Genomic DNA, 25744 nt, shown 5'->3' with positions numbered 1-25744 from the left:
TCAATGAAAAATTGTATAGTTATCGGTGGTGGCATTATCGGTTTATGTTCGGCCTATTATCTTCAAAAAGAAGGCCATCAAGTTACTATTGTCGATCAGTCAAATTTAGATTCTGGTGCCTCGTATATAAATGCCGGTTATTTGGCGCCTAGCCATATTATTCCATTATCTGCTCCGGGTGTGATGAAAAAAGGATTGAAATGGATGTTTAATAAATCAAGTCCGCTTTATATAAAACCACGTTTGGATTTAGATTTTCTAAAATGGACCTTGGCATTCAACAAATCTTGCAACGCAAAACATGTGGAGAAAGCTATACCCACAATCAAAGCCATTTCGCTGTTAAGTCAAGATTTATATGATGATATAAAACGCGACGAAAATTTTTCATTTCATTACGAAAAAAAAGGTTTGCTCATGCTTTGTCAAACCGATAAAGCTTTAGAAGCTGAAATTAAAACAGCAAATTTAGCAACGCAAGAAGGTTTGGATGCCCAAGTTTTAAATCTTAAAAAATTAAAACAATTAGAGCCTCATGTTACGATGTATGTAAAAGGAGCAACCTATTATAAATGCGATTCGCATACCACACCGCATGAGTTTATGGAGGACATGAAAACTTATTTAAAAACTAATGGTGTTGTTTTTTATAGGAATGAAAAGGTTGAGGATATTAACTTTGAAAACCATAAAATTTCAGCCATTAAAACGGATAAGCAAGTTTTAAAAGCCGACGAATTTGTTTTGGCTGCGGGTTCATGGAGTGCTTTTTTGAATAAAAAAATAGGAGTAAAATTATTGCTTCAAGCGGGAAAAGGATACAGCATAAATACAACCAATTCAACCCGTATATCAATACCGGCCATTTTAACCGAAGCCAAGGTAGCCGTAACCCCAATGCATGGATTTACACGATTTGCTGGCACCATGGAAATCGCTGGGATTAATCAAAAAATAAACAAAACAAGAGTTGATGCCATAGCTGATGCCGCTAAAAAATATTACCCAAAAATCAATTTAACCGCAGAAGAAAAAAAACATGCCACTTGTGGTTTGCGCCCTGTTTCTCCCGATGGTTTGCCCTATATTGGTAAATCATCAAAATGTAAAAATTTAACCATTGCTGCGGGTCATGCGATGATGGGTTGGAGCATGGGTACAGCCACGGGAAAACTGGTTTCTGAAATTATTTCAGAGCGTAAACCGTCATTGGATTTAACCCATTATCACCCAGATAGAACATTTTAAATTATGCGATACAATCAAATTTCAAATACATTATTCATTAAAAATAGAACAGGGTTTTGTTCTAAAATGAATTCAAATACCATTGCCATTTTAACATCAAATGATGTGCAGCACAATAATGCTGATGATGTGATGGGATTCACCCAAAACAACGATTTGTTTTATCTTTCAGGAATCGATCAAGAGGAAACCATTTTGGTTTTATACCCGGAAGCTTATAAAAAAGAAAGCCGGGAAATTTTATTCATAAAAGAAACCAACGAACATATTAAAATTTGGGATGGCGAAAAATTAACAAAAGAAAAGGCCACAGAAATATCGGGGATTAAGCGCGTAGAATGGATTCAGGATTTCGAAATGGTTTTGCAATACATGGCTTTTGAGGCCGATGGATTTTATTTAGGTCATAACGAACATGCAAAACGTGTAACCAAAAATCAGCAAACACAGCAAGATAGGATGATTGCCTGGTGTAAAGAAAAATATCCTTTGCACGAATATTATCGAGCAGCCAAAATTACAAGGGATATGCGTCAAATTAAATCGGATGTAGAAATAGAATTGATAAAAAAAGCCGCAGATATCAGTGTCGAATCTTTTAAACGTGTTTTAAAAGCCTGCAAACCCAATATTAAAGAATACGAATTGGAAGCCGAATTAGCGCATAACTTAATTAAATCTGGCGCAAAAAGGCATGCTTTTCAGCCCATTGTGGCTTCCGGTAAAAATGCTTGTGCATTGCATTATAACTCCAACGATGCTTTGTGTAAAGACGGCGACATGATTTTAATGGATTTTGGAGTGTGTTACGCCAATTACAATAGTGATACCACACGTTGCTTTCCCGTAAACGGAAAGTTTTCAAAACGACAAAAAGAAGTGTACACCTCGGTTTTACACTGTTTAAAAGAAGGCAGTAAATTGTTGAAACCGGGAGTGATACCGTCTGAATATGAGCAGCAAATGGCACGTTTAGTTGAAGCCGAATTAATCAAATTGGGTCTGCTAAATGCCAATGAAGTTTTAAAGCAAGACCCTAATAAGCCCTTGTATAAAAAGTATTTCATGCACGGAACTGCGCATCACATTGGGTTAGATGTTCACGATGTTGGTTTGTATTCCCGCCCCCTTGAAGCGGGCATGGTGTTAACTTGCGAACCCGGAATTTATATTGCCGAAGAGGGCATTGGGTGCCGTTTGGAAAACGATTATTTAATCACAGACACCGGAAATATTAATTTAACCGAAGCGATGCCTATTGAAATTGAAGCAATTGAGGCATTAATGAATAATTAAAGAAGATGATATGATGAGTACAAAAGGAATTGGAGGTTCTACTATTGAAGCCGAATTAAATGCCATTATCCCAACGGCACATTTGGTAAAACCTATCGATAAAAAAGAATTTCAAGCGCGAATAAATAAAGCTTGTAAGCTAATGAAGGCGAGCGATGTGCAGGCTATGTATTTAAATGCAGGAACCAATTTGTATTATTTCACGGGTATGCGCTGGAATCCGAGTGAACGAATGGTTGGAGCTTTATTGTTTCCAAATGGAAAGTTGCATTTTATAGCACCGTTATTTGAAGAGGGCACCATTTTGGATTTTATGACTATTGAAGGCAAAATCCATGGCTGGGAAGAACATGAAAGTCCGTACGAATTACTTAATCAGATTCTTAAAGAAAACGGCGTTCAAAGCGGAACAATTTACGTTGATGAAACCACAGCTTTCTTAATATCCGATGGGATAGCACAAGCATCACCCGACTTTACGTTTACCAATGCGAACCCCATTATTTCGGCGTGTAGAATGGTGAAGTCTGAAGCCGAAATAGCCATCATTCAACAAGCTATGGATATTACTTTAGAAGTTCAAAAAGCGACTGCCAGAATTTTAAAAGTTGGTATTAGCGCTCAGGAAATGGTCGATTTTATTCACGAAGCGCATAAGCGCTATGGCATTGCCTCGGGATCTTATTTTTGCATTGTGTTGTTTGGAAAAGACACCTCGTTTCCGCACGGTGTAAAAACACCCAAGAATTTAGAGCAGAACGAGATGGTTTTAGTGGACACGGGATGTATGCTAAACGGTTATTTATCAGATATTACAAGAACCTATGTTTTTGGTGAAGCGAATGATGCGCAACGTCGTATTTGGAATGTCGAAAAAGAAACACAACAAGCGGCGTTTGATGCAGCACAATTGGGCAGTACCTGTGAATCTTTAGATTACGCAGCACGCAAAGTATTAGAATCGCATAACCTTGGGCCAGATTATAAACTACCAGGATTACCCCATCGTGTGGGGCACGGTATAGGTTTGGATATTCACGAATATCCTTATATTGTTAGAGGTGATAAAACTGTTTTAGAACCGGGAATTTGTTTTAGTAATGAACCGATGATTGTTGTGCCAGACGAATTTGGTGTACGTCATGAAGACCATATTTATATGACTACTGACGGTCCAAAATGGTTTACAAAACCCATGCATAGTATTGAAAATCCGTTCGGGATATCGTAACTCATTTACCTTAAAATAAAACCGTTTTTCATCGGGTCGCTGGGGTCAATAACAAACGTGTGCATGCCGGTAATATGCGCAGTTCCTTCCACTTGTGGGATTACAGCTTTAAAAGGGCCGTAATCTTCTTCAGAAATTATAGAGCCTTTAAACACAGAATCTGTAATGCTCTCAATAGATATGGTTTCACCAAAATCAATTTCATTTCTTAATTTATGAATGGCCATTCTGCCCGATACCCCGGAGCCGGTGGGACATCTGTCGACTTCACCTTCGGCAAAAACACAAACATTTCTGCTGTCGTTGTCCGAAGGTTGTTTGGTGTTGTCTATAAAAATAGTGCCGTAAAGAAAACTTAAATCGTCTTTAAACGGATGTAAAATGTCTTTGTCAGCTATCATAACGGCTTGCTTAATAGCCATGCCTTGTGCAATTAAAGTCTGGTAGGATTCTGGTTTTAAGTTGAAATTAAAATCATTTTTAGCCATGTCCACATAAGCATAAAAAGCACCACCATAAGCTAAATCGTAAGTGACTTGTCCTAAACCTTCAACATGAACACTGCGGTCTAAACCAACCACAAAACTCGGTACACAATGAAAACGTACGCCTGTTACCTTGCCGTTTTTAACATGTGCGAACGATGTAATTCTGCCACAAGGCGCATCAATTTTAATCACGTTATCGCCTTCTTTTGGGGCAATCCATTGCATTTCGATTGCCAAGGTGGAAATGGCAATAATGGCATGTCCGCACATCGTTGAGTAGCCTTCGTTGTGCAGGAAAATAATTCCGAAATCGCCATCATCGTCGTTTGGCGGCAGTAAAATACAGCCATACATATCGGCATGTCCGCGAGGTTCGAACATTAACGTAGTACGTAAATAATCATAATTTTCTTTACAATATCTACGGTAATCTAAAACGGAATTACCCTTTAATTCGGGAAAACCATCCACAATAATCCGTAGCGGTTCTCCTCCGGTATGCATATCGATGGTTTTAATTTGCAACCAATCTTTTGGTGGTTTAAAATTGGATTTATTTAAAATATTTTGATAGGTGTTATTCATTTTTAAATTTATTGTAATAATACCCAGCTGCGGCCAAATCTTCAAGGGCATGTCCAACCGATTTGAATACGGTAATTTCATTTTCGGAAGTGCGACCGATTTTGTTATTTGAACACAACTGAAATAAGTCTGCTTTTATGGCTTCTTTGTTGAGAATGCCTTTGTTTATCGGGATAACAATATCGCCACTTTCCTTTAATCCGCCTTGAAAGGTATCAATAAAAACGGAGGATTTGCTAATGGTTTTATCATCCGCTTCGCGCATATCTTTTTTATAAGCGCCAACCAAATCAATATGTTGCCCTGGGTTTAAATATTTACCAAAAACCAAAGGTGTTTTAGATAGTGTAGCACTCGAAATAATATCAACTTCAGCTATTTTTTCTTCAATGGATTTAATGGCTTTTACGCTAAAGTTTTCGTGTTTTAAGGCTGAAGCTATGGCCTGAGCTTTTTCAATATTGCGCCCCCAAACAAACACTTGTTTTATGGGACGCACCGCTGCATGGGCTTTAATGAGGTTGATGGATAGCGCACCGGTGCCAATCATTAACATAGAACTTGAATCTTTCCGGGATAAAAAGTATGACGCCAAAGCCGATGCCGCTGCAGTTCGTTTTACGGTTAAACTTTTCGCTTCTAAAATGGCTTTTATACTGCCTTTTACGGCATCAAAATATATGTATGTGCCTTGAATGGAAGGCAACTTAAATTTACCGTTTTCTGGACTTACCGTAACTATTTTTACACCGGCATCTTTACTTGGGTTCCATGCTGGCATTAATAACAATGTAGAATCGGCATTCACCTCTGGGTTTGGGAAATCGTGATGATGCCGCATAGGAATCAGGGTTTTATTGTTGCAAAATCCATTTTTTAGGGCTTCAATTAATTCAGAAAACACCGTATTGTTTTCAATAAAATCGGTGTCTATTTGTAAAATATTTTCCATAAGCTAAAAATAACTAAATCCGACATCTTAATTCAATATTATTTACCAATTAACTAAAATCATACATATTTTGGATAATATAATACAGATGTGTACTTTTTGTAAAAGCTTATCTTTAAAACTTAAAATGACTACAAATGCATACCATAAAAAAAATATTCATTCTGTTTTTAGTAAGTTTAGCTATACTTTCCTGTAAAGAATCTGCAGTAAAGTTAGAAGGATTAGCATTCGAGGAACAGCTAAAAGTGTTGTTCCCCTCGGCAGAAATCAGTCCGGTAAAAGTAGACGATCACTTTAAAAAAGCCTATCAGCTCATTTTAAAACAGCCTTTAAACCACGATAATTTGGAAGCGGGGACTTTTAATCACTATGTGTATGTGTCGCATGCCGATTATTCGAAACCTACCGTTTTGGTTACCGAAGGCTATAACGCAAAACATAAAACCTACGAGTTAAGTAAGGTTCTGCAGTCCAATCAAGTTATGGTTGAGTATCGGTTTTACGGAAAATCCAGACCAGAACCCATTCCGTGGCAGTATTTAAAAAACGATCAAGCGGTTGAAGATTACCACAGCATCGTATCAAAATTAAAACAACTTTACACAAATAAATGGATTTCAACAGGCATAAGTAAAGGTGGCGAAACGGTTTTAATTTATAAATCTAAATACCCAAACGATGTCGATGTGGCGGTGCCTTACGTGGCGCCATTAATAAATACGCAAGAAGATATAAGAACTGAAAATTTAATAAATTCAGTTGGTACCGATGAATGTCGCAATAAAATTGTAGCATTTCAAAGAGCTGTTTTGAAACAAAGCGATACGGTTTTAAAAGCGTTGAAAGCTTACGCCGAAAAAGAAGCTATGGCGTTTACTCAAGTTCACATGCCTGAAGCTTTAGAGTATGCTGTATTGGAATTTCCGTTTTCGTTTTGGCAATGGGGCGGGAACTGTGAGGATATTCCAACTGAAGCGGCTACGGCAAGCGAACGATTTGAGTATTTAATTAAAATTTCTGGAATGGGTTTGTATAACGATAAAGGGTTCCATCATTATTTGCCGTCTTTTTATCAGCACATGGTAGAATTGGGCTATTATGGTTTTCATTTAGATCCTGTAAAAGATTTGCTTAAAGTTGTAAAATCGTCTTCAAACAGGCGATTTGCTCCAACTGATGTCGATTTAACCTATAATCCTGAATACATTAAAAAAGTTAGACATTATGTTGAAAATAAAGGCGACCGCATTTTATACATTTATGGCGCTAACGATCCTTGGGGTGCTTGTGCGCCAACACCGAAACCCCATGTGGATGCCTTAAAAATGGTTTTAGAAGATGGACACCACGGAACTAGAATTAAAGATTTTTCAGAGAAAGATCAACAAAAAATATATGATACACTAAGTGGTTGGTTGGGCGATGCTATAACAATATATCCTATAAAAAAAGACTAACGGATTTTATAATTCCAGGGTTTCAATATCTAAACGCATATTAATCATGTGTTTTTTAAACCCAGCTTTTTCATAGGCCTTAATGGCGGATGTATTATCCTGATAAACATCCAATCTAATTTCAAAAACTTTACGGGTTTTGCACCATTGTAATAAGGCGTTAATTATAAGTTGATTAAGTTGCTTGCCTCTGTGTTTTTCCGAAACAAACATAAACCCCAAATAACCCTGCTCTTTATGTTTTAAATAATGCCTATCCGATTTAATTTTTGCGTAACCAGAGGCGACAATCTCGTTTTCAATTTCAACAACAAAAACTTCAGATTTTGGGCTTGTAATTAATTCAGGAAGGTTGTAATACGTTATATGTTCTGTTTTTATGGTGGGGTCAAAAGGTCTTTCGGCTTCAATAACACCTTGTTCAAACTCTAGTAAAAGAGGCAGGTCTTTTAAGGTCGCTTTTCTAACTTTTGGGTGCATAATTTAACTCGAGGTATCGGCAATAATTTTCCATTCCCCATTAATTTTTTTAAATATAACCATAAAAATCCCAGTAGCATTTCCAACGTTGCGCTTTAAATGATATTCGCCCAAAACAAAATACGCACCCTCGTTTATTTTGGAAATATCGTTTAGTTTAAAGCTTAACTTTCCCGTGTGGTCTTCGGTTGGATAGGCTTTTTTATAGCGGTCTAAAGTGTCGTACCAACCATAAGTGACACCATTTTTGCCATAAAATTTAAGCGAATCGCTTTTCCAATAGCCCTCCATAAACTCCTCAATATTATTTTTAGACCAGGCAATTCTTTGCTTTTTTAAAACTTTTTCTATGCTTTTTTTGTCTTGGTCTTCAGTGGATTGTGCGGTGCCGTTCAAAAAAGAAACGAGGCAAAGCAATACTATAATATGTTTCATAAATGGTTTTTTTTATAAAAGTAAAAATAGCAAAATCTTATTTTAAAAATGGTTGCTCGTCGATTATTTTGACATTTATTATGATTTTGTCTAAAGTTGAAATCTATTCATCGATTAAATACTGCAAATTCGTTTAATGTTGTATACTTTTATTTGACAATCAGTTAATTAGTCTCCCTCAGATTTATTGTTTAACTACTTAAAACAACTTAGTTATGGAATTGGAAATTACAAGCTACAACAACTTTTTTAAAATGAAAGGCATTCTTAATAAACGCAACTTAAATGTGTTTAAAAGTGCGTTTGATAATGTTTTTGAACGCGTAGACGCCCTTACTATTAGTATTGAAAATATTGAATGGATGGATAAATACGGTGTTGATGCTTTGGCGCAATTGCATTACCAAGCCTTATCCAAAAACAAGAAAATGTCGATTATTGGTTTGGGTTGCAAGGATTTATACGAGCATTTTAAATCGGACGCTCCAGATACCGCAGCATAGTTATCACAGTGCATTTTTTTGATGCTTAATAAAAGCATCGGCTTGAAGCTGCATAAGTTCTCTCGCTTTTTTGCGCTTGTAAGTGTATAATTCTTCCTCATTTTCTAAATCGGTATAAATACGATCATTAATCGCAGAATCTGTTTTCAACAAGGTTTCGCGTTGGTTTTTATTTTGAAGCACTGTGGTTTTTATAGCGGTTTCCTGGTCTTCAAGTTTAAAATCGTAAGCCCCTTTTGGCGATAACAGTTTTGCAAAAATAGGTGAGGTTTCAATAGCTAAAAACAATAGGAATATAAAAAAAGAGGGCAGCCAAGGTAGCTCGCCCAAAGCGTTGACCCGCGCCATTAAACCATCAAAATTGCTAATTATGGGTTGGGTGCTTGCCACCTGAGTTTCATAAGCACCTTTAAGTGTCGTTATTTCATTTTCTATGTTGGTGATTTTGGCTTTGTTTTCGGCTTTTAACTGCTGTAGTTCTGCTAATAGAGCGTCGTGTTTATCCCGTTTCTCTTTATAAACCGGTCCTTTGCCCAATAGCTTGGTGCCTGCCGTTCCTTCCGCCTCTGCAATATAGGTGTCGTAAAGTGCATTAACCTCGGCTTCTTTAGTGTCTATTTGCTGTTGTAAATTTGTTATGTCGTTTTGTAGTGAAGCGATGTTTGGAGAGAATTGTTCGGCTATTTGGTTTTGATTGGCCAACGTGAGTTCGTTTTTTTGTTCCAATAACACTTGATTGATTTCTTTTTCGAAAATTTTCAATTCTAAAGGCTTTGAAATTACGATGGCTATAATAATGGCTAAAATAATTCTTGGGGATGCTTGAATAATTTCATCGATAATATTTCCGGTTTTTTTAATGGTTGAAACAATATAGCGGTCTAAATTAAAAATGAGCAAGCCCCAGATGATACCGAAAAAAATGGCCGTGTAAAGATTGTCGAAAACGGTGTAAAGGGCATAACTACTAGCGATAAAAGCCATTACTGCGGTAAAGAAAACGGTGGCGCCAATACCGGCGTATTTGTTTTGTTCGCCAACCGAACAGGAGTTTAAAATATCGGTGTCGCTGCCCGAGCAGATAATGAAAAAGCGCTTTAACATGATGTGATTGATTTTTGATTGATGCTTATTAGAACGCTAAAATTGGTGAATTGTTACAAAAAAATTGTAAAAATGGATAGCAAGGTTTTCAATGTAACACTATTTTATTTTTTTATGTATAATACAGGTTCATATTTAATTTAAAACAATCTCTATTTCAGTAAATTATTTCAGTAAATTTAACAATGATGATTTGTCTCAGATGAATTTTTATAATCTAAAGGCTATTTCAAATGGAAAACAGATTAATTGCTAAAAATAAACTAACATTAGATGGAAAAAAACAGTAAAAATAACCGTAGAACATTTTTGAAAGATGTGGCAAAAGCTAGCGCTTTAACCGCTACTGTCGGTTTGGTGTCAACAAGTACTGCGTTAGCAAATAATGAAAGCGATTTGGTAGTATCTAATAATAACGAACATACCTTTCTTACATTTCCATATCTGCAAAATCTAACTTCCAATTCTGTTGATGTTATGTTTATTACAAATAATAAAGCCTATAGTTGGGTAGAATTTGGAATAAGTAATTTAACACAAAAAGCACATACAGTTTCTGATGGTTTTGTTACAGCTTATAACCGAATAAATTGTATTAGGTTAAATAATCTTGAACCAAATACAACGTATAAATACAAAGTAGTGTCTAAAGAAATTATTGAATTTAAACCATATGATTTAAAATATGGAACCAAAATAAAATCAGATGAATTTACACTTAAAACACCTAAGCTAGATGAAGATGAGGTAAGTTGTGTTATTTTTAATGATATTCATGATAGGCCATATTCATTTGGTGATTTGTTGAAAGTAAATAACAGACCTTTTGATTTTGCTATAATGAATGGAGATATGTTTGATTATGAAGAAGACGAGGCTCAAATAATTAGGAACTTATTGACGCCATGCGCTAGTTTGTTTGCAAATAACAAACCGTTTATAATGCTGAGAGGAAATCATGAAACCAGGGGTAAATTTAGATCAGAATTAAAAAACTATTTTTCATATCCTACCAACGAGTATTTCTTTTCTTTTACAAAGGGGCCAGTGCATTTAACATTGTTAGATACTGGAGAAGATAAACCGGATGATGATGATGAATACTCTGGCATTGTAGACTTTGATGCCTTTAGGGTAAAGCAAGCCCTTTGGTTTGAAAAAGAAATGCAGAAACCAGAATGTAAAAGTGCTAAATACAAGGTAGTATTTATGCACATTCCTCCTTATCATTCTGGAGATTGGCATGGCACTTTACATTGCCGGAAAGTATTTAGCCCTTTGTTTGAGAAGTATAAAATAGATCTTGTTATTGCGGGACATACGCATAGGCATGGTGTGCATTTACCGAGTAAAGACCATTCCTATCCAATTATTATTGGTGGTGGCCCCAAAAAAGGAAATAGAACCATTACAAACCTTATTGCAAATAAAGATAAGCTTGAAGTAAAAATGATAGATGATAGTGGTAAACAAGTGGGAGAATATATTGTAACAGGTTAAGAAACGGTTTATAGTATATTTTTTAGTTTGATATCATACTAGCATATAAGTCTTCTAGCATTTTATATTCTTCTGTCGAATAAAATTTTCTGCCCTCAGATTTAGCCTTTTTATTTATATTGTTTAATAGTTTGGTAACTTTTTTAGTTTGTTCAGCTGTTAGACTATTTAATTGTTTGATGTAATTACCGATACTATCTGGGGACTCAACTTTGTTTTTTTTAGAATCTGATATTTTATCGTAGAGTACTCTTAAGCGTTGCAGGTTATTCTCTCTATTTACAGGAATATATTTGGTTCTTTGTGCCAGACTAGAGTAAGTTGAAAAAGGATCCATTGGAGGCGGCGGTGGCGGAACTGCATTTTGGTTTTCGTTTTTTGCAATGTCATGGTAGGCTTTGTAAAGTTTCATAACTTCTTTGTATTTCTTATTCAATGCGCTTAATGTTCCTTTTTTGTTTGTTGAATAATTTTGTACGGCCTCCCCATATGTATCGCCTTCTGTTTTAAAAGCTTTCCATGCTTTTTGTAGTTCTTCAGAATGATTGCTATTATTTTCGCCCGATGGTTTTATTACTGGCGGAGGAGGTGGCGGTACAACTTCTTTTGTTTTGTCCGTTTTTGGAGGCTTTGGAGCTTTTGGAGCTTTTGGTGATTTTGCAGGAACTTCAACCAATTCTGCTTTTGCCGGTTTTGGGGCTGGCGGTGGCGGTGGTGGCACTAAGGATAAATCTGGAAACGGTTCTGCTTGTTCTTTTTGGTTATTGCTCATTAAGCTATAAAGATGCTTAAGCCTTTTTACTTGTTTGAGCTTGATGGAGCCTTTATTTTTTATTTGCTTACTCATGTGTTTTGCTAGCTTATTATATTCGGCAACTTCTTTTGGTGTTGCTTTTTGTTGGGTAGGTTTTTCATAAGTATCTTTATTAAGATTAACCTTAAGAATGCCTAATTCTCTTAAAGTCTTTATAACCTTATTTATTATTTCTTTTGGCGCATCAGTATCAGTTTTTATGTCTACGCTTGAAATTTCACTTTCTTCTGTGGACAATTTTTTCAAATGATTTTTTAGGTTTTTAATTTTACATAAATTATCATTTACTAATAATTGTCCTTTTTTGTTTATTAAGATGAGGACGTGTTTATCGCGTTTTTGTTGTAATTCTAACTTGTTTGTTGAAGAAATTAATTTAACATTATATTTCTCAATGTTTTCTTTTGAAAGCAAATTATAAAGTTTATCTAATCTAACTTTTAAAATCCGTAATTCAGAATCATCTTTTTTACCCGAATTTATAAATTCTTTTTTAGCTTTTAAATAGTCGTTTTTCAGACTCTTATAATTATTTACATTCCTTTTTAAATAAGATGCTTCAAAACCTTTTTTTGTGTATAAATGATTTTGATAGGGCTGAGGGAATTTTTCGCTTCTAGCATTATTATATACAAAACTTCTGGTGTAATATTTAAAATCTGAAGCTTTGTAATTATTTAAAGTTTCATTGGGTACATGTTTGCTATCAATCCAAATGGCAAATTCTGTTTTGTTTTTCCATGAATTGAATAAGGTTTCGGTTGGGGTTTTTGGTTTTATTGTGGCCAAATTAGCAAGCGGCGATTCTGGATATTTTTTAACCGTTGCACGTTGTGCCTCTGTCATTAAATCATAAATGGCAATGGCTCTATTTAATTTTGGCGCCCAAATTGTATTTGTTTTTTCAACTTCTTCTATGAATGCTTTATACTCATTCATCATGGCTGTTGTAGCACCTTTTTCTGTTTCCTGAGTAGTTGAATATTTAAATGAAGCCATTTCCTTTTCAACAATTTCTTTTTCACTAAAACCGTAAATTAACATAGCGAGAATGGGCAAAATAAGTAATCCTTTAAGCCAAAAGACTTTTTTTGAAGTTTGTGTTTTCATAACTGTAAATCGTTTTTTGATTAATGAATAATTGATGGCATTTGCTAGCTGATTAGTTCTAGCATCCCGATAGTCGTCGGGAGATGAGCATGCAAGTAATAATTGTTGATAATTTTTAGTGTCGACACCCTGTTTTAAAACGGCTTGGTCGGCTAAAAACTCATGATTTAGTTTAATGTCTTTTTTTATAAAATAGAGCAACGGATTAAACCAAAATATAATGTGAAGTATTTCTAAAAATAGAATGTCTAAAGCGTGTTTCTGTTTGGCGTGCGTTTGCTCGTGCCAGAGCACTTCGTTTGGGATGCGGTTGTGCTCGTATTTGTTTTTATTTAAGAAAATGTAATTAAAAAAGGTATGCGGATGTATTAAATCGACCAATAAAACATTGATAAAGTTTTGATTTTTAAATTTGGGGTTGGTTTTTATTTTCTGGAATAATTGAAATAGATTTTTTAAGAATCGTATTGAAAATATGATGACTCCCAAAGCATAAATACTCCATAAAATATAAGGGATATACTCTTGCCATGTTGTGTTTTTTTCAACAACAGCATAGGTAAATGCTAGGGGTTGAAACGGCATAAATTCTTGACCAGGTTCTACTTGAATATATTCTGTAAAGGTTATAAACGGAATAACCATAGAAACCAATAAAGCGCCCAAAAGATAAAAACGTTTAAAATGGTGCACGCTTTCTTTTTCAAGAAACAACTTGTAAAACAATATAAAAACCGCTAAACAGGCACTGGATTTTAAAATAAGTAAAAACATGATTATTTGTTTTTAATTTCGTTATCGATTAGTTTTTTTAAATCCTCTAATTCTTCTTTTGTTAAATTGGTTTCTTTGGTAAAAAACGATGCAAACTGACTTGCCGAATCGTTAAAAAAGTTTTTTATCAATCCGTTTACATGCTTTGAGAAATAGTCTTTCTTTTTAACCAACGGATAATATTCGCGAGATTTTCCAAATAAGTTATAAGCTATAAAACCTTTGTCTGTCATTCGTTTTAAAAGTGTGGCAACGGTTGTGGTCGCTGGCTTTGGCTCTGGATATTCATCCAATAAATCTTTCATAAACGCTTTTTCGAGTTTCCACAAGTGGTTCATTAAATCTTCTTCGGTTTTAGATAGTTGCATGCTCTACAATATTAGAATTAACTCTACAAATGTAGAATAAATATTTTAATTCTACAAGTGTAGAGTAAGAAAATGAATTTATAATTGAAAAAAACCAGTGAGATTTACAAAATAAAATCTATTGCCTACTCGATCTCACACTTTCAATTGCCACGGTTGAAAGGATAATGAGTCCGCCAAAAAAGGTGTTCCAAGTTGGTATTTCATTTAAAAAAAAGAAAGCGATTACAATGCCTAAAATAGGTTGAATACTGCTAATTATACTGGCGGTGCTTACGGTAAAATGCTTTAAACTGTTAACTAACATGCTGTGTCCAATCGCCGTAGTTAAGATGGCTAAAGTTAAAACATACGGATATTGGGTCGCGATACCAGAGGTGTCCATAAAAACCAAAACGGGGGACAAAACCAAAGTAACAATACCAATTTGATATAGCATTATCGAGGTACCATGATACTGATTGCTTAGGAGTTTTTTTGAAACAATATTGCGTAACGCATACATTAAGGCCGAAGCCAATCCGAACAGAATGCCTTTTACGTGAGTACTTTCCAAATCGAATTCTGGAGCCAATATGTAAATGCCAATGAGCACCAAAATGCCGAGGAATATATAAATGGAGTCGAATTTTATTTTAAAGAAAAGCGGTTCTAAAAATGCGGTAAGTATGGGATAAACAAATAAGGATAACATGCCAATGGCGACATTTGACAGTTTTAAGGCATAGAAATACGTAAGCCAATGCCCTGCCATAAGTAGGGCGCTTAAAACAAAAAGAATCAGATCTTTTTTTGAATTTATTTTTAGGCTGATCTTTTTGTACTTGCAAAATATAAAAAGAATTACCCCAGCAATACTAGCACGCCACCAAATAATAACGGGTGTTGGCATATCGATGTGTTTGCCCAAAGCCCCAGAGGTGCTTATAAAAAGTGTTGCTAATACAAGTAGAAAAAGATGTTGGTTGTGTTGATTGTTCATTTGGTTACGCCAGTTGTGTTAGCGATTAAAACGGCATCCTTTTTAAAAATGGACTGTAAACAAATTTGCATAAAACTAAAATTAAACAGATTGCTACAGTCGTTCCTCCTTCGCAATGACGTTTTAAAAAGATATAGTGGAAAGCGCGACCACCTTTTGCTACTAAAAGCAAAAGGAGGTAACACCCAAAAAATTATTTAGATAGTTCGGTAAAATATTTGTAAAATAATGGGATGGTTTCGATGCCTTTTAAGTAGTTGAAAATTCCGAAATGCTCGTTTGGTGAGTGGATGGCGTCGCTGTCTAAACCAAAGCCCATTAAAATGGTTTTGCTTTTTAATTCTTGCTCGAAAAGCGATACGATGGGGATGCTGCCTCCGCTGCGTTGCGGAATCGGGGTTTTGCCAAAGGTGTCGTGGTACGCTTTGCTTGCCGCCTGATAACCGATGCTGTCGATTGGGGTGACGTACCCTTGTCCGCCGTGGTGCGGCTTTACTTTTACGGTAACGCCTGCGGGTGCAATACTTTCAAAATGGGTTTTAAACAGTTGGGTAATTTCTTCCCAATCTTGGTGCGGCACGAGCCGCATTGATATTTTGGCATAGGCTTTACTGGCAATTACGGTTTTGGCACCTTCGCCAATGTAACCGCCCCAAATGCCGTTAACATCTAAGGTTGGACGAATGGAGTTACGCTCGTTGGTGGTGTAACCCGCTTCGCCGTAAACCGCGTTAATATCCAATGCTTTTTTGTAATCTTCTAAATTAAAGGGTGCTTTTGCCATTTTTGCCCGCTCTTCTTTTGAGAGTTCTTCAACTTTATCGTAAAATCCTGGAATGGTAATGTGGTTGTTTTCGTCGTGAAGCGATGCAATCATTTTAGACAGCACGTTAATAGGATTTGCCACGGCACCGCCATATAAACCCGAGTGTAAGTCGCGGTTTGGACCTGTAACTTCAACTTCCACGTAGCTTAATCCGCGAAGTCCTGTGGTAATGGAAGGCACATCGGGAGCTATCATTCCCGTATCGGAAATAAGAATAACGTCGTTTTTAAGTTTCTCTTGATTTTCCTTTACAAATATGGCAAGGTTTGGGCTGCCCACTTCTTCTTCGCCTTCAATCATAAATTTTACGTTGCAGGGCAGTTGGTTGGTACGCGTCATAAACTCCATGGCCTTAACGTGCATATACATTTGGCCTTTATCGTCGCAAGCACCACGTGCAAAAATAGCGCCTTCCGGATGGATTTCCGTTTTTTTGATAACCGGCTCAAATGGCGGTGAGTGCCATAAATCTAAAGGGTCTGGTGGTTGTACATCGTAATGGCCGTAAACCAAAACGGTTGGTAAATTTTTGTCAATTATTTTTTCGCCGTAAACAATTGGGTAGCCTTTGGTTTGGCATATTTCTACATGGTCGCACCCCGCTTTTTCAAGGCTGATTTTAATGTCGTCTGCCGTTTTAAGTACATCGTTTTTATAGGCTGAATCGGCACTAATCGATGGAATTTTTAACAGCTCGATAAGTTCGTTTAAAAAGCGTTGTTTATGTTCTTTAATGTATGATTTTACGTTGGTCATGGTGAGAATATAAAGTTATTTCCAAAAGTATAAAAAAAGAATGTTTTTAGTGGTAAAGAAGTTTGCAATTTAAAAATCTTGTTTATATTTGCATCCCGATATTTATCGGACTAATGCGGGCGTGGTGGAATTGGTAGACACGCTAGACTTAGGATCTAGTGCCGCGAGGTGTGAGAGTTCGAGTCTCTCCGCCCGCACGAATAAACTGTAAACTTGTAGTTTTAGAAAACCTCTCAGGAATGAGAGGTTTTTTTGTTTTTAAGATAAAATCAGATATTCGATAAACCCGATCCTTAAAAATGAGTAAAGTTCGCAAAATGATGTCATAGGGAGTTTTCCGAATAACATCAGGCATTCTTATCTCGGCAACTGTGATGATAGTTGCTAACTTCAGCTAAGGCTATTTATATTTTTACATTAGCTAATACCTATACAAAGCATTCACCCTAGAATTTGTGTTTGGCATTTCTTCTTTGTCCAGTAAATAAACCTCGCCACCATTTAAAAAAGTTCTGATGGCAGCAAGGTTCATCAATGATATAGCGCCGTCGTTTTCCTCACTTTGGGTAACGGTAATGAGGTTGTTTTCTTCTGTACAGTTACCAAAAATATCCGCCTTGTTTTCGCAAAACAAGGTATCAACTTTTCCATCAAAAGCCGCTGGAATAATTTTATCTATTCCAATGGCCGTTTTGCCGGTGCCTTGTTCATCTTTGAAACGTGCTATTTTATCTTTTCTTTTTTGGTCGAATATAGGAGCCATGATTTCCCAAGCTTCTTCATGGATATCAAAGATATCGGTATTGCTAAAATCTGTGTTTAAATTTTCTTCTTTTAAATTAGTATATGTATTTACCTCTTTGTAGATGTCAAAAATAAAATCTTGTGCAGCAACTAGCAATGGCATATTTTCTTCTCTAAAAATTGGGGCTATTCCATCATTTATCGCTCTTAAGTATTTTTTTATTTCATTTTTGCGTTTTCCTGTGGCTGCCTCTTGGCCATGATACATGGCGTAGCCCGAGCCTGCTTGCCCTGTTCTAAATTGCAGGTTCTTTTCCTCATAATCAAACCCTACGCGGTCTCGTTTGCTTTCTGGAATTAGGTCGTCGATAATAATTTCTGTAAAACTGTGTTGGGTGCATTCGTATAATTTCACATTACGTCGCTCGAGCATCAATAAGTAAAAACTCCCATCGCCGACAAACATGGGCATCAAGGGTTTTAAGTAAAACGAATTTGAGATATAGTTAAACTCCTTGAAATGCACCGGAAGCGTATATGTTTTTGTAAAATCGTCGGCAATAAATATAGCAAGACCATCAGATTGCTCGCGCCAAAAAGAACTGTTATCAATGAGTTCCTGAACGGGTTGTGTTTTTTTATTGATGTCATCGGCACTGAGCCCCTTTTTGCTCAACTTGTTTTTAACGTCTTTCAATTGGTTTTTTAAAGCCAATGCATCCTCATCTTGCAATACTTTTTCACCCGCTCTATGCGTAGGAATAAAAATTGAAATGCAATTTTCTTGATTTATATCGTGTAATTCGGCTATTTCTTTTTTAGTTATTAATGGCATAGTTTTCAGTTTAAATTTATTGATAAAAAAATTATAAAATCTTAAAATATACTGTAAAACCACTTTGAAAAGTAGTCATACGGCATCATATAGTATATTTGAAATATACTGAATTATTAACAATTTACCTAGTAGAAATGCGCAATATCTGTTCTGAAGTAAAAAAGATAAGTAACCTATTGTTCAATTCTTTAAGTTGGTAATAAATATAAATAATCTATTTTTTCGAAGCATGGGATTGAAAATGTTATTTTTGAAATAGTAACCGTCCAAAACAACCTATGGTGGAAATGACAAAAAACATAAAATCTAAAAATTATCTAAGTTTTTTAGGGCTATTTTTTTGTATGGCATTTTTACAGTTACTTTTTGCACAAGAAAAAAAACCAAAAGTAGCATTGGTTTTAAGTGGTGGTGGCGCAAAAGGTGTGGCGCACATTCGTACCTTACAAGTGTTGGATTCCTTGCACATAGTGCCAGACCTAATAGTAGGTAATAGCATGGGTAGTATTGTAGGTGGGCTTTATGCGATGGGGTATTCTGGCGACAGCATTGCAAACCTAACAAAAAAAGCCAATTGGGAAAAACTTTTGGGTGGCGGTGTAGTGCTAAATAAAGTGGGCGCCGAAGAAAAGAGCGAGTACAATAAATACTTAATCGAATTGGATTTTAAAGAGGGAAAAATTAGTCCAGGAGCCTATTTACTTAACGATCAAAACCTGAGAGAGTTTATTGCTATACTTGCCGTACCAAGTTATGGTATTGAACAGTTTGATGATTTGCCCATTCCATTTAGAGCTGTTACAACCGATATAATTAATGGCAAAGAGGTTGTCTTAGATCGCGGCTCACTGCCTCTGGCTATACGTGCTAGCATGTCTATTCCCGGTGTCTTTTCGCCTGTTCGTTATAAAAATACACTTTTGGTAGATGGCGGATTACTGAATAATTTTCCGACTGATGTTGCTAAAAATTTGGGAGCGGACTTTATTATTGGTAGCGATGTTGGTGATCAAATTCAAACCATTGAAAGTTTAAATAGTATTAGCTCTTTACTGTTTCAAGGGAGTATGATGAATAGCAATACAAAACGTCCGGCAAATCGTAAACTTTGTAATATACTTATTGATCATGCGCCTTATTTAACATATTCTACAGCAGACTTTTTTAAGGCAAGCGAGATTTATGAAGAAGGTAAAATAGCTACAGATGAAAATATAGAGGCTTTGGTCGCATTATCAAAAAGGCTGAAAAAGTTTAAACAAAGAAAACATGAACTTCCGGTTGTAAAGAACGAATTCGTATTTGATACTATTGTATATCAAAATATCAGTAAATCAAATCTAGCGCTGGTTAAAGCCAGAACAGGTTTGCGAGCCCATATAGAATACACGACAAATGAAATTGAAAATGGTTTGGGAAGAGCCATGGGAACCACAATTTTTAAGGATATTGAATTTGCACCATTAAGACGGGATGGTAAACTTGGTCTGGTTTTAAAAGGGGTTGAAAAATCTAAGCATCAAATTAAAGGGTCGTTACACTTTGATGGGTATCGCGGCGCGGGACTTATTGCTAATTATACCGGCAGAAATATTCTTGGTGATGCATCGCGCGCCCTTATTACTTTGGATATAGCAGAACAACCAAAGGTGAGATTGCAATACCAGAAGAACTTTGGCGGCGATAGGGACTGGTGGTGGCGTACGGAAATGTTTGGTCAATTGCTGGAGCAAAAGCTGTTTATTGAAGGTAAAAATGTAGATCGGGTAAAATTTCATTATTTTGAATTCGACAATCAAGTGAACAGAAACATTAGCGCGTTAAAAAGTTTTGTTGGCTTAGGTGTAAAATATGATTATAGCAAATTAAAGCCTACAATCGACCCCAATTTGAACAACAATATTCTAAGTTTAAAACAATATAATTTTTCGACATACGAGGTATATGCCCATTTTAAATTCAGCAATTTAAATGATGTACTTTATCCTTCGAGTGGCGTAGAAATTAAAAGTAGCCTTTCGAGGTCATTACATAATAATCTTCAAGTTAGCTATATAGATCCTAATATTCCGGATATTGACGTGGCAGCAAAAAACTACACTAAATTAAGTTTAGGTTTTATGGGAAGAATTCCTTTTTCAGAAAAAACGACCGGAATTTTAGGTCTAAAATCTGGTTTTATTTTTAAAGATAATGTCCAAGAAAACGATTATCTCTTTTCTACTTTTGGGTATGGCGCCAAATATTTTTTGGGAGGTAATATAATAGATCCGAGAAATGATAATTATACTTTTCCTGGTTTATCTGAAAGTGAATTAGCAGTGAGTCAATTTATAAAAGTTGATGTTGGACTTCAAATAAAAACAATTCGAAACTTGTATTTAACACCGCACATAGACGTTGCTTCTGTAGGTTATGGTAACTTTAACGATTACTTTGGTGAGGTTTTGTCTGCAAATGGTAAATGGGAACATTATAATGCCCCCAGTTACCTTGCTTCTTTTGGTACTACGGTTTCATATAAGTCGCTGCTCGGTCCCGTAAATTTCGATGTCTCGTGGGTGAATAGCACTGAAAATGTTCGATTTTTTATAGGTATTGGTCTTCCTATTAATCCTTCAAACTAAAAAATCATCCTTTCATAATCATTCAATTCCATAAAGATCAACCTAAAGTCTTTTTCGAGAAAAAGGCGATAATCATTCCTGGAATAGACAATGCAATTGCGAAATAAACCAGACTCATGGGCGAATATATTCCGAGTAATAACCCTGCAACCGATGACGCAACCATAATCGATAAATTAAACACCGAAGACTGGACCGAAGTGGCAACATCTTTGGCAGTTTCTACTTGTCTGCTCACACCAGCTTGCAACAAAGTTACCAATGGCCCGAACGAAAGCCCCCACAAAAAGAAGGCAAAATGCCCCATACCTTTTGTGCCGCCAAACATGAGAAAAATAACCATAGAAATAATAAGTAAAGCAAACATTAATATGGTTAGCAATCTTAAATATTTATCGGTGAATTTTATGGCCAACAACACCGAAATCAAAGACCCAATTCCAAAAAACAATAAGGCACTTTCCACGCCTCCGGCCAGCTGAATTTCATCAACAAGACTTGTGATATAAACGTAAACGCCATAATGTGCAATAACTCCAAGTAGCGTAAGCAGTAATATAAGTAAAACGGATGGTATTTTTAATAGTGCAAATGGTGACGAACTTTTCGTCAATTTTTCACCGGGTGTTGATGGTAAGGCAAAAAAACCAATAAAAGCTATAAGAATGATAAAGCCACCAAGTCCAATAAATTCGGTTCTCCAGCCGTAATCATTTCCAATGGCAGTCATAATAGGCATGCCCACACTAATGCCTAATGTTGTTCCTGCCATAATTACCGCAATGGCCTTTCCGTGGTTGTCTTCATCTACCAATCGCATGCCATAAGCGGCAATCATGGGCCACATCACACCGGCGCAAATCCCTCCAATAATTCTTAAAATAATGATAACGGTATAATCATAAACAAGTCCGGAGATGATATTTGAAATAGCGAATCCACCAAGTAAAATCATCAACAGATATTTGCGATTAAACTGCATGGTGATTGAAATAAGTGGAATGGCAAAAATGGCCGAAGCTATGGCGTAGTAACCTACCAGATTTCCTGTTTGCACTTCGCTAATGTTTAAATCGTCCATCATAAGAGGGAGCACTCCCGAGGGCATTAATTCTGATAGAATCCCCACAAATGTTACTGATGACATTAAAATCATGATCAACCAAGGAAACGCACTTTTGGCTTGTTCGGAAATATGTTTACTCATAATATTTCTTTTTTATTTGTTGAGAATTTGATATCTATTTAAAGATTTAAAGGAATATCATAAGCCATTTCTTTTCTGCGGAACAAAAATTCACCATTACGAACCGAGGCCAACACATCTACTCGTCTACGAATAGCCTCATAAACCGAAGTTTCATTTAATACAATGAAGTTTGCTGCTTTCCCGACTTCTAAACCATAAGTATCTTGAATATTCAAACAGCGTGCGCCGTTATAGGTGATTAAATCGAAATTTGTTTCAACATCTTTTTTAGACATAATTTGAGCCAAGTGAATGCCGTTGTCCAGAATATTCATCATATTACCGTTGCCCATAGGGTACCATGGATCGTTGATGGAATCTTGTGCAAAGGCCACATTAATTCCAGATTCAATAAACTCTTTCACGCGAGTTAATCCACGGCGTTTGGGATAGGTGTCTTGACGGCCTTGTAGATACACGTTTTCAGTTGGACAGGAGATGAAGTTAATATTGCTCTTTTTGAAAATATCCATCATCCTAAAGGCATAAGAATCATCGGCAGAACCAAAGGAACAGGTATGGCTTGCGGTGGTTTTACTGCCATAATCTTCCATAAATACAAGGGCATTTAATAATTCTAAAAAGCGCGAATGTGGGTCGTCGGTTTCATCGCAATGTACATCAATCAGCTTATCGTATTTTAAAGCCAACTCAACCGTATCATGAACGGATTTTTCGCCAAATTCCCTGGCAGGCTCGTAGTGCGGAATGCCGCCTACAACATCGGCGCCCATTATAAGAGCTTCTTCCACCAAATCGCGTCCGCCTTTGTACATATACATACCTTCTTGTGGAAAAGCAACGATTTGAATATCAACAATATCTTTTAAATCTTCCTTCATTTCCAACATGGCTTTTAATGCCGTAAAGTTTGGATCGGTGACATCAATATGAGTACGAATGTGTTGCACGCCTTGAGAAACTTCGTCATGAATTCCCTTCATGGCTAATCGTTTTACACTATCTACGGTTAGCGTTTTTTTGAATTGTGGCCAAAGCTCAATCGCTTCGAAAAGTGTACCGGAACCTGCGCCTTCTTTTCCTAATTCCGATAAGGTATAAACATAATCCAGATGTAAATGTGGATCGACGTAAGGCGGTAAAACGAGTTTTCCGTTAAGATCAATTTCCTCATCACATTTCGGTAAATTAGTTCCAATGTGAGTGATTTTTCCATTTTCTACAATTATTTCGGTTGCCGAATCGTTGCGATAAATTTTCGCATTAAAGAACTTTTTTTTCATTTCAGACTAATTTTAGGTTAATACTATGCTTAATATTTCAGTAATTTTATGTGTTATGAACATGGGCCATTTTGCTATCAATACTCGTAAAATATTGTTAATAAGTGATTTCAATCAGCGACCTAAAATACACTCAACGTATTAAGAATGAAATGATATAGATCAGTATAGAATTAATTAGCAAATTTTTTATTTTCTATTGAATGTTGGATACGGAATATATTCAGATTCATCCCCTTCAATTTTAGGAAACTCCTTTGCTTTCCATTTTTCTTTGGCCTCTTCAATAAGCGCTTTACTTGACGACACAAAGTTCCAATCTATATAGCGTTCTTCGGGAAAAGGTTCACCGCCAAAAATATAAATGGTACTATTTTCCTTAATGGTAAACTCGCAAAGTGTACTGTCCTTAGCTACCAATAGTTGCTTAGGTTCGTAAATATTCCCTTCACTTTCAATAGCGCCTTTAAGGATATACAAACCCGCTTCACCATAAAGTTCATGACCAATATTTACAACCTGTTTTGTTTTGCTTTTTATTTCGAGCATAAATAATTTGCTGAAAACCGGAACGGGCGATTTTCTACCAAAAGCTTCGCCAGCTACGAGTTTAAATTGTAGGTCGCCTTCGGTCCAACTTGGAATTTGTTTCTCCTCAATATGAGAAAACTGAGGTTCCATTTGCTCCAGGTTTTTTGGCAATGCCACCCAGATTTGCAGACCGTGCATGTATAGCGGAGAATCCCGTAAATAGTCTGGTGTACGTTCGGAATGCACAATGCCTTTTCCTGCGGTCATCCAATTAACGGCTCCGGGTTTTATTTCAATTTCGTTTCCAAGTGTGTCGCGATGCATAATGCTGCCTTCAAATAAAAAAGTTAGGGTTGAAAGCCCGATATGTGGATGCGGCAACACATCAAAATTCTCCCGTTCATTTAATTTTACGGGGCCCATGTGGTCTATATAAATAAAGGGGCCAACCATTCGTTTTTGACGAAATGGTAATAAACGCCCCACCATAAACTTACCAATGTTGGTGGCTCTTTCTTCTATAATGAGTTTGATGTTTGACATATTGTTTTTTTTATCTTTTTACTAATAGGTTTAAGGTGTTATGTTTCTTTTATTGGCTCGTGTTTTTCTTAATCCAAATAGAACCGTTTTTTGTTGTCAGTTTTTCCAATGCGCCATTTTTAGAAAGTTCGTTCAAAACATTTTCGCTTTCGTTTCGAGGGGTTCCCGAAAGTTCAGAAAACTCTTTTGCCGTGAGCGTAGGATATATTGAAAAGAGGGTTTCCCATTTTTTACTGTATTCGCTTTTTGTGGCTTTAGGATTTAGTTTTAAAATGGCCATTTCATAGAAAGCATAAGGTCTGGCACCGTACACAACTTCATTCTCGTCTGCTTCATTTAGAAAGAACATGGTTGGAAATCCCCGTACGCCCAATTCTTTTCCTAATTTTAAATCGGCTTCAAACCGTTCTTTTGCTTTTCCTTCAAAATCCGTTTTCAATTGTTCAACATCAAGGTTAACAATATTGGCCGCCGCTGCCAAATGTTCCCATTTGGTAATGTTTTTCTTTTTTAAAAACACCATTTCTCGAATTTCTCGCATAAATAGTAGCGCCTTTTCGTTGTTTTGCATCTGTGCCGCTTTAAAGGCTATGGATGGTGGGTAAGATGAATCCAATGGATCTTCCAACCAAACATCGCCATCAATAGGCATATCGTAATGGGCACTAACCTCGTCCCAATGCGTTGCCACGTCTGATGGTTTTCCAATGCCACCACTGTTGTAATTCCAATCTGGTAATAAACCACCCATTCTGTATTCAAACTCAACCACATTGCCGTATTCTAATTTAAGCTTTCGCAATTGCGGTTCAATGCCCCAACACGAGGAGCAAATAGGATCTGTGTAATAAATGGCTTTTACAGATTTTTTTGCCGATTGTACATTGTTTTGAGATGCGGTGTTGGTATTATCATCGGTTGTTTCGCACATTCCTGTTTCGATGTCGCATAAAAGCGGATTGTTTTTTAATGATTCTTTATCCATGTTTTTTTATTTTGTTCTTGTTAAGCTGTGAGGCCAAACTAAGAAAGTTAACCATTCAGACGAATGATTTT

At 36.2% G+C, this 25744-nt stretch carries 21 protein-coding genes and 1 tRNA gene; 8 read left to right on the top strand and 14 right to left on the bottom strand.

All coding sequences use genetic code 11. From position 1 onward, the window contains the following. Window positions 1-3 precede the first annotated feature (3 nt). The 3 genes from RNZ46_RS04990 to RNZ46_RS04980 are packed head-to-tail and all read left to right on the top strand — an operon-like array spanning window position 4 to window position 3775. Entirely contained in the window at window positions 4-1248 is a 1245-nt protein-coding gene (locus tag RNZ46_RS04990) for an NAD(P)/FAD-dependent oxidoreductase (RefSeq protein ID WP_316984279.1), read from the top strand. A 3-nt stretch (window positions 1249-1251) separates the two neighbouring features. Further along, window positions 1252-2544, top strand: a complete 1293-nt coding sequence (locus tag RNZ46_RS04985; protein ID WP_316984278.1) for an aminopeptidase P N-terminal domain-containing protein — start codon at window positions 1252-1254, stop codon at window positions 2542-2544. 10 nt (window positions 2545-2554) lie between these two features. After that, window positions 2555-3775: a M24 family metallopeptidase gene (locus RNZ46_RS04980; protein WP_316984277.1), complete on the top strand. Its 1221-nt coding sequence runs from the start codon at window positions 2555-2557 to the stop codon at window positions 3773-3775. 5 nt (window positions 3776-3780) lie between these two features. Here RNZ46_RS04980 and RNZ46_RS04975 read toward each other — a convergent pair whose 3' ends face one another. Continuing rightward, the gene (locus RNZ46_RS04975; RefSeq protein WP_316984276.1) at window positions 3781-4848 is read right to left on the bottom strand and encodes a proline racemase family protein; all 1068 of its coding nucleotides are present in this window, start codon (window positions 4846-4848) and stop codon (window positions 3781-3783) included. After that, complete coding sequence (lhpI, locus tag RNZ46_RS04970) at window positions 4841-5800, bottom strand: bifunctional Delta(1)-pyrroline-2-carboxylate/Delta(1)-piperideine-2-carboxylate reductase (RefSeq protein ID WP_316984275.1); 960 nt, start codon at window positions 5798-5800, stop codon at window positions 4841-4843. Before lhpI ends, RNZ46_RS04975 begins: the two co-directional genes overlap by 8 nt. Window positions 5801-5937: 137 nt before the next feature. Here lhpI and RNZ46_RS04965 point away from each other — a divergent pair, with 137 nt between their 5' ends. Continuing rightward, entirely contained in the window at window positions 5938-7260 is a 1323-nt protein-coding gene (locus tag RNZ46_RS04965; RefSeq protein WP_316984274.1) for a S28 family serine protease, read from the top strand. A 6-nt stretch (window positions 7261-7266) separates the two neighbouring features. Here the strand turns inward: RNZ46_RS04965 and RNZ46_RS04960 are convergent, their stop codons facing one another. Beyond that, complete coding sequence (locus tag RNZ46_RS04960) at window positions 7267-7740, bottom strand: GNAT family N-acetyltransferase (RefSeq protein ID WP_316984273.1); 474 nt, start codon at window positions 7738-7740, stop codon at window positions 7267-7269. Window positions 7741-7743: 3 nt separating this feature from the next. Next, window positions 7744-8175 carry a YybH family protein gene (locus tag RNZ46_RS04955; protein WP_316984272.1) on the bottom strand — a complete coding sequence of 144 codons (432 nt, stop codon included), beginning with the start codon at window positions 8173-8175 and terminating at the stop codon, window positions 7744-7746. A 215-nt stretch (window positions 8176-8390) separates the two neighbouring features. Between RNZ46_RS04955 and RNZ46_RS04950 the strand changes: the two genes are divergently transcribed. After that, complete coding sequence (locus RNZ46_RS04950) at window positions 8391-8678, top strand: hypothetical protein (RefSeq protein WP_316984271.1); 288 nt, start codon at window positions 8391-8393, stop codon at window positions 8676-8678. A 3-nt stretch (window positions 8679-8681) separates the two neighbouring features. On the opposite strand, the gene RNZ46_RS04945 is transcribed toward RNZ46_RS04950, so the two are convergent. Further along, on the bottom strand, window positions 8682-9782 hold the full coding sequence (locus RNZ46_RS04945; RefSeq protein ID WP_316984270.1) for a DUF4407 domain-containing protein: 1101 nt from the start codon (window positions 9780-9782) through the stop codon (window positions 8682-8684). A 273-nt stretch (window positions 9783-10055) separates the two neighbouring features. On the opposite strand from RNZ46_RS04945, the gene RNZ46_RS04940 reads away from it, so the two are divergent. Continuing rightward, a complete protein-coding gene (locus tag RNZ46_RS04940) occupies window positions 10056-11282 on the top strand; it encodes a purple acid phosphatase family protein (RefSeq protein ID WP_316984269.1) in 1227 nt (408 codons plus the stop codon). 22 nt (window positions 11283-11304) lie between these two features. Here RNZ46_RS04940 and RNZ46_RS04935 read toward each other — a convergent pair whose 3' ends face one another. The 4 genes from RNZ46_RS04935 to RNZ46_RS04920 form a co-directional block, all read right to left on the bottom strand. Next, window positions 11305-13980, bottom strand: coding sequence for a M56 family metallopeptidase (locus tag RNZ46_RS04935; RefSeq protein WP_316984268.1), 2676 nt, complete (start codon window positions 13978-13980; stop codon window positions 11305-11307). Window positions 13981-13982: 2 nt separating this feature from the next. Beyond that, the gene (locus RNZ46_RS04930) at window positions 13983-14348 is read right to left on the bottom strand and encodes a BlaI/MecI/CopY family transcriptional regulator (RefSeq protein WP_316984267.1); all 366 of its coding nucleotides are present in this window, start codon (window positions 14346-14348) and stop codon (window positions 13983-13985) included. A 118-nt stretch (window positions 14349-14466) separates the two neighbouring features. Further along, a complete protein-coding gene (locus tag RNZ46_RS04925; protein ID WP_316984266.1) occupies window positions 14467-15330 on the bottom strand; it encodes a DMT family transporter in 864 nt (287 codons plus the stop codon). A gap of 193 nt (window positions 15331-15523) precedes the next feature. Next, window positions 15524-16912 carry a dipeptidase gene (locus RNZ46_RS04920; protein ID WP_316984265.1) on the bottom strand — a complete coding sequence of 463 codons (1389 nt, stop codon included), beginning with the start codon at window positions 16910-16912 and terminating at the stop codon, window positions 15524-15526. A gap of 115 nt (window positions 16913-17027) precedes the next feature. Between RNZ46_RS04920 and RNZ46_RS04915 the strand changes: the two genes are divergently transcribed. Then, window positions 17028-17109: transfer RNA gene (locus RNZ46_RS04915), tRNA-Leu, on the top strand. A 224-nt stretch (window positions 17110-17333) separates the two neighbouring features. Here the strand turns inward: RNZ46_RS04915 and RNZ46_RS04910 are convergent. Beyond that, window positions 17334-18491: a baeRF7 domain-containing protein gene (locus RNZ46_RS04910; protein ID WP_316984264.1), complete on the bottom strand. Its 1158-nt coding sequence runs from the start codon at window positions 18489-18491 to the stop codon at window positions 17334-17336. A gap of 290 nt (window positions 18492-18781) precedes the next feature. On the opposite strand from RNZ46_RS04910, the gene RNZ46_RS04905 reads away from it, so the two are divergent. Continuing rightward, window positions 18782-21121, top strand: a complete 2340-nt coding sequence (locus tag RNZ46_RS04905) for a patatin-like phospholipase family protein (RefSeq protein ID WP_316984263.1) — start codon at window positions 18782-18784, stop codon at window positions 21119-21121. Between the two features lie 37 nt (window positions 21122-21158). Here RNZ46_RS04905 and RNZ46_RS04900 read toward each other — a convergent pair whose 3' ends face one another. The 4 genes from RNZ46_RS04900 to RNZ46_RS04885 all read right to left on the bottom strand — a co-directional run bounded on the left by RNZ46_RS04900 (window position 21159) and on the right by RNZ46_RS04885 (window position 25673). Continuing rightward, the gene (locus tag RNZ46_RS04900) at window positions 21159-22328 is read right to left on the bottom strand and encodes an MFS transporter (RefSeq protein WP_316984262.1); all 1170 of its coding nucleotides are present in this window, start codon (window positions 22326-22328) and stop codon (window positions 21159-21161) included. Window positions 22329-22366: 38 nt separating this feature from the next. Then, window positions 22367-23614 (bottom strand): amidohydrolase family protein, encoded by a 1248-nt coding sequence (locus RNZ46_RS04895; protein WP_316984261.1) that lies wholly within the window; start codon window positions 23612-23614, stop codon window positions 22367-22369. A 189-nt stretch (window positions 23615-23803) separates the two neighbouring features. Beyond that, the gene (locus RNZ46_RS04890) at window positions 23804-24688 is read right to left on the bottom strand and encodes a pirin family protein (RefSeq protein ID WP_316984260.1); all 885 of its coding nucleotides are present in this window, start codon (window positions 24686-24688) and stop codon (window positions 23804-23806) included. A gap of 49 nt (window positions 24689-24737) precedes the next feature. After that, window positions 24738-25673, bottom strand: a complete 936-nt coding sequence (locus RNZ46_RS04885) for a ClpXP adapter SpxH family protein (protein WP_316984259.1) — start codon at window positions 25671-25673, stop codon at window positions 24738-24740. Between the last annotated feature and the right edge of the window lie 71 nt (window positions 25674-25744).

This window comes from Hwangdonia lutea (assembly GCF_032814565.1).
Lineage (GTDB): Bacteria > Bacteroidota > Bacteroidia > Flavobacteriales > Flavobacteriaceae > Hwangdonia > Hwangdonia lutea.
Note: the sequence above shows the minus strand (reverse complement) of the source record. Positions and strands in the feature narration are given on the sequence as shown.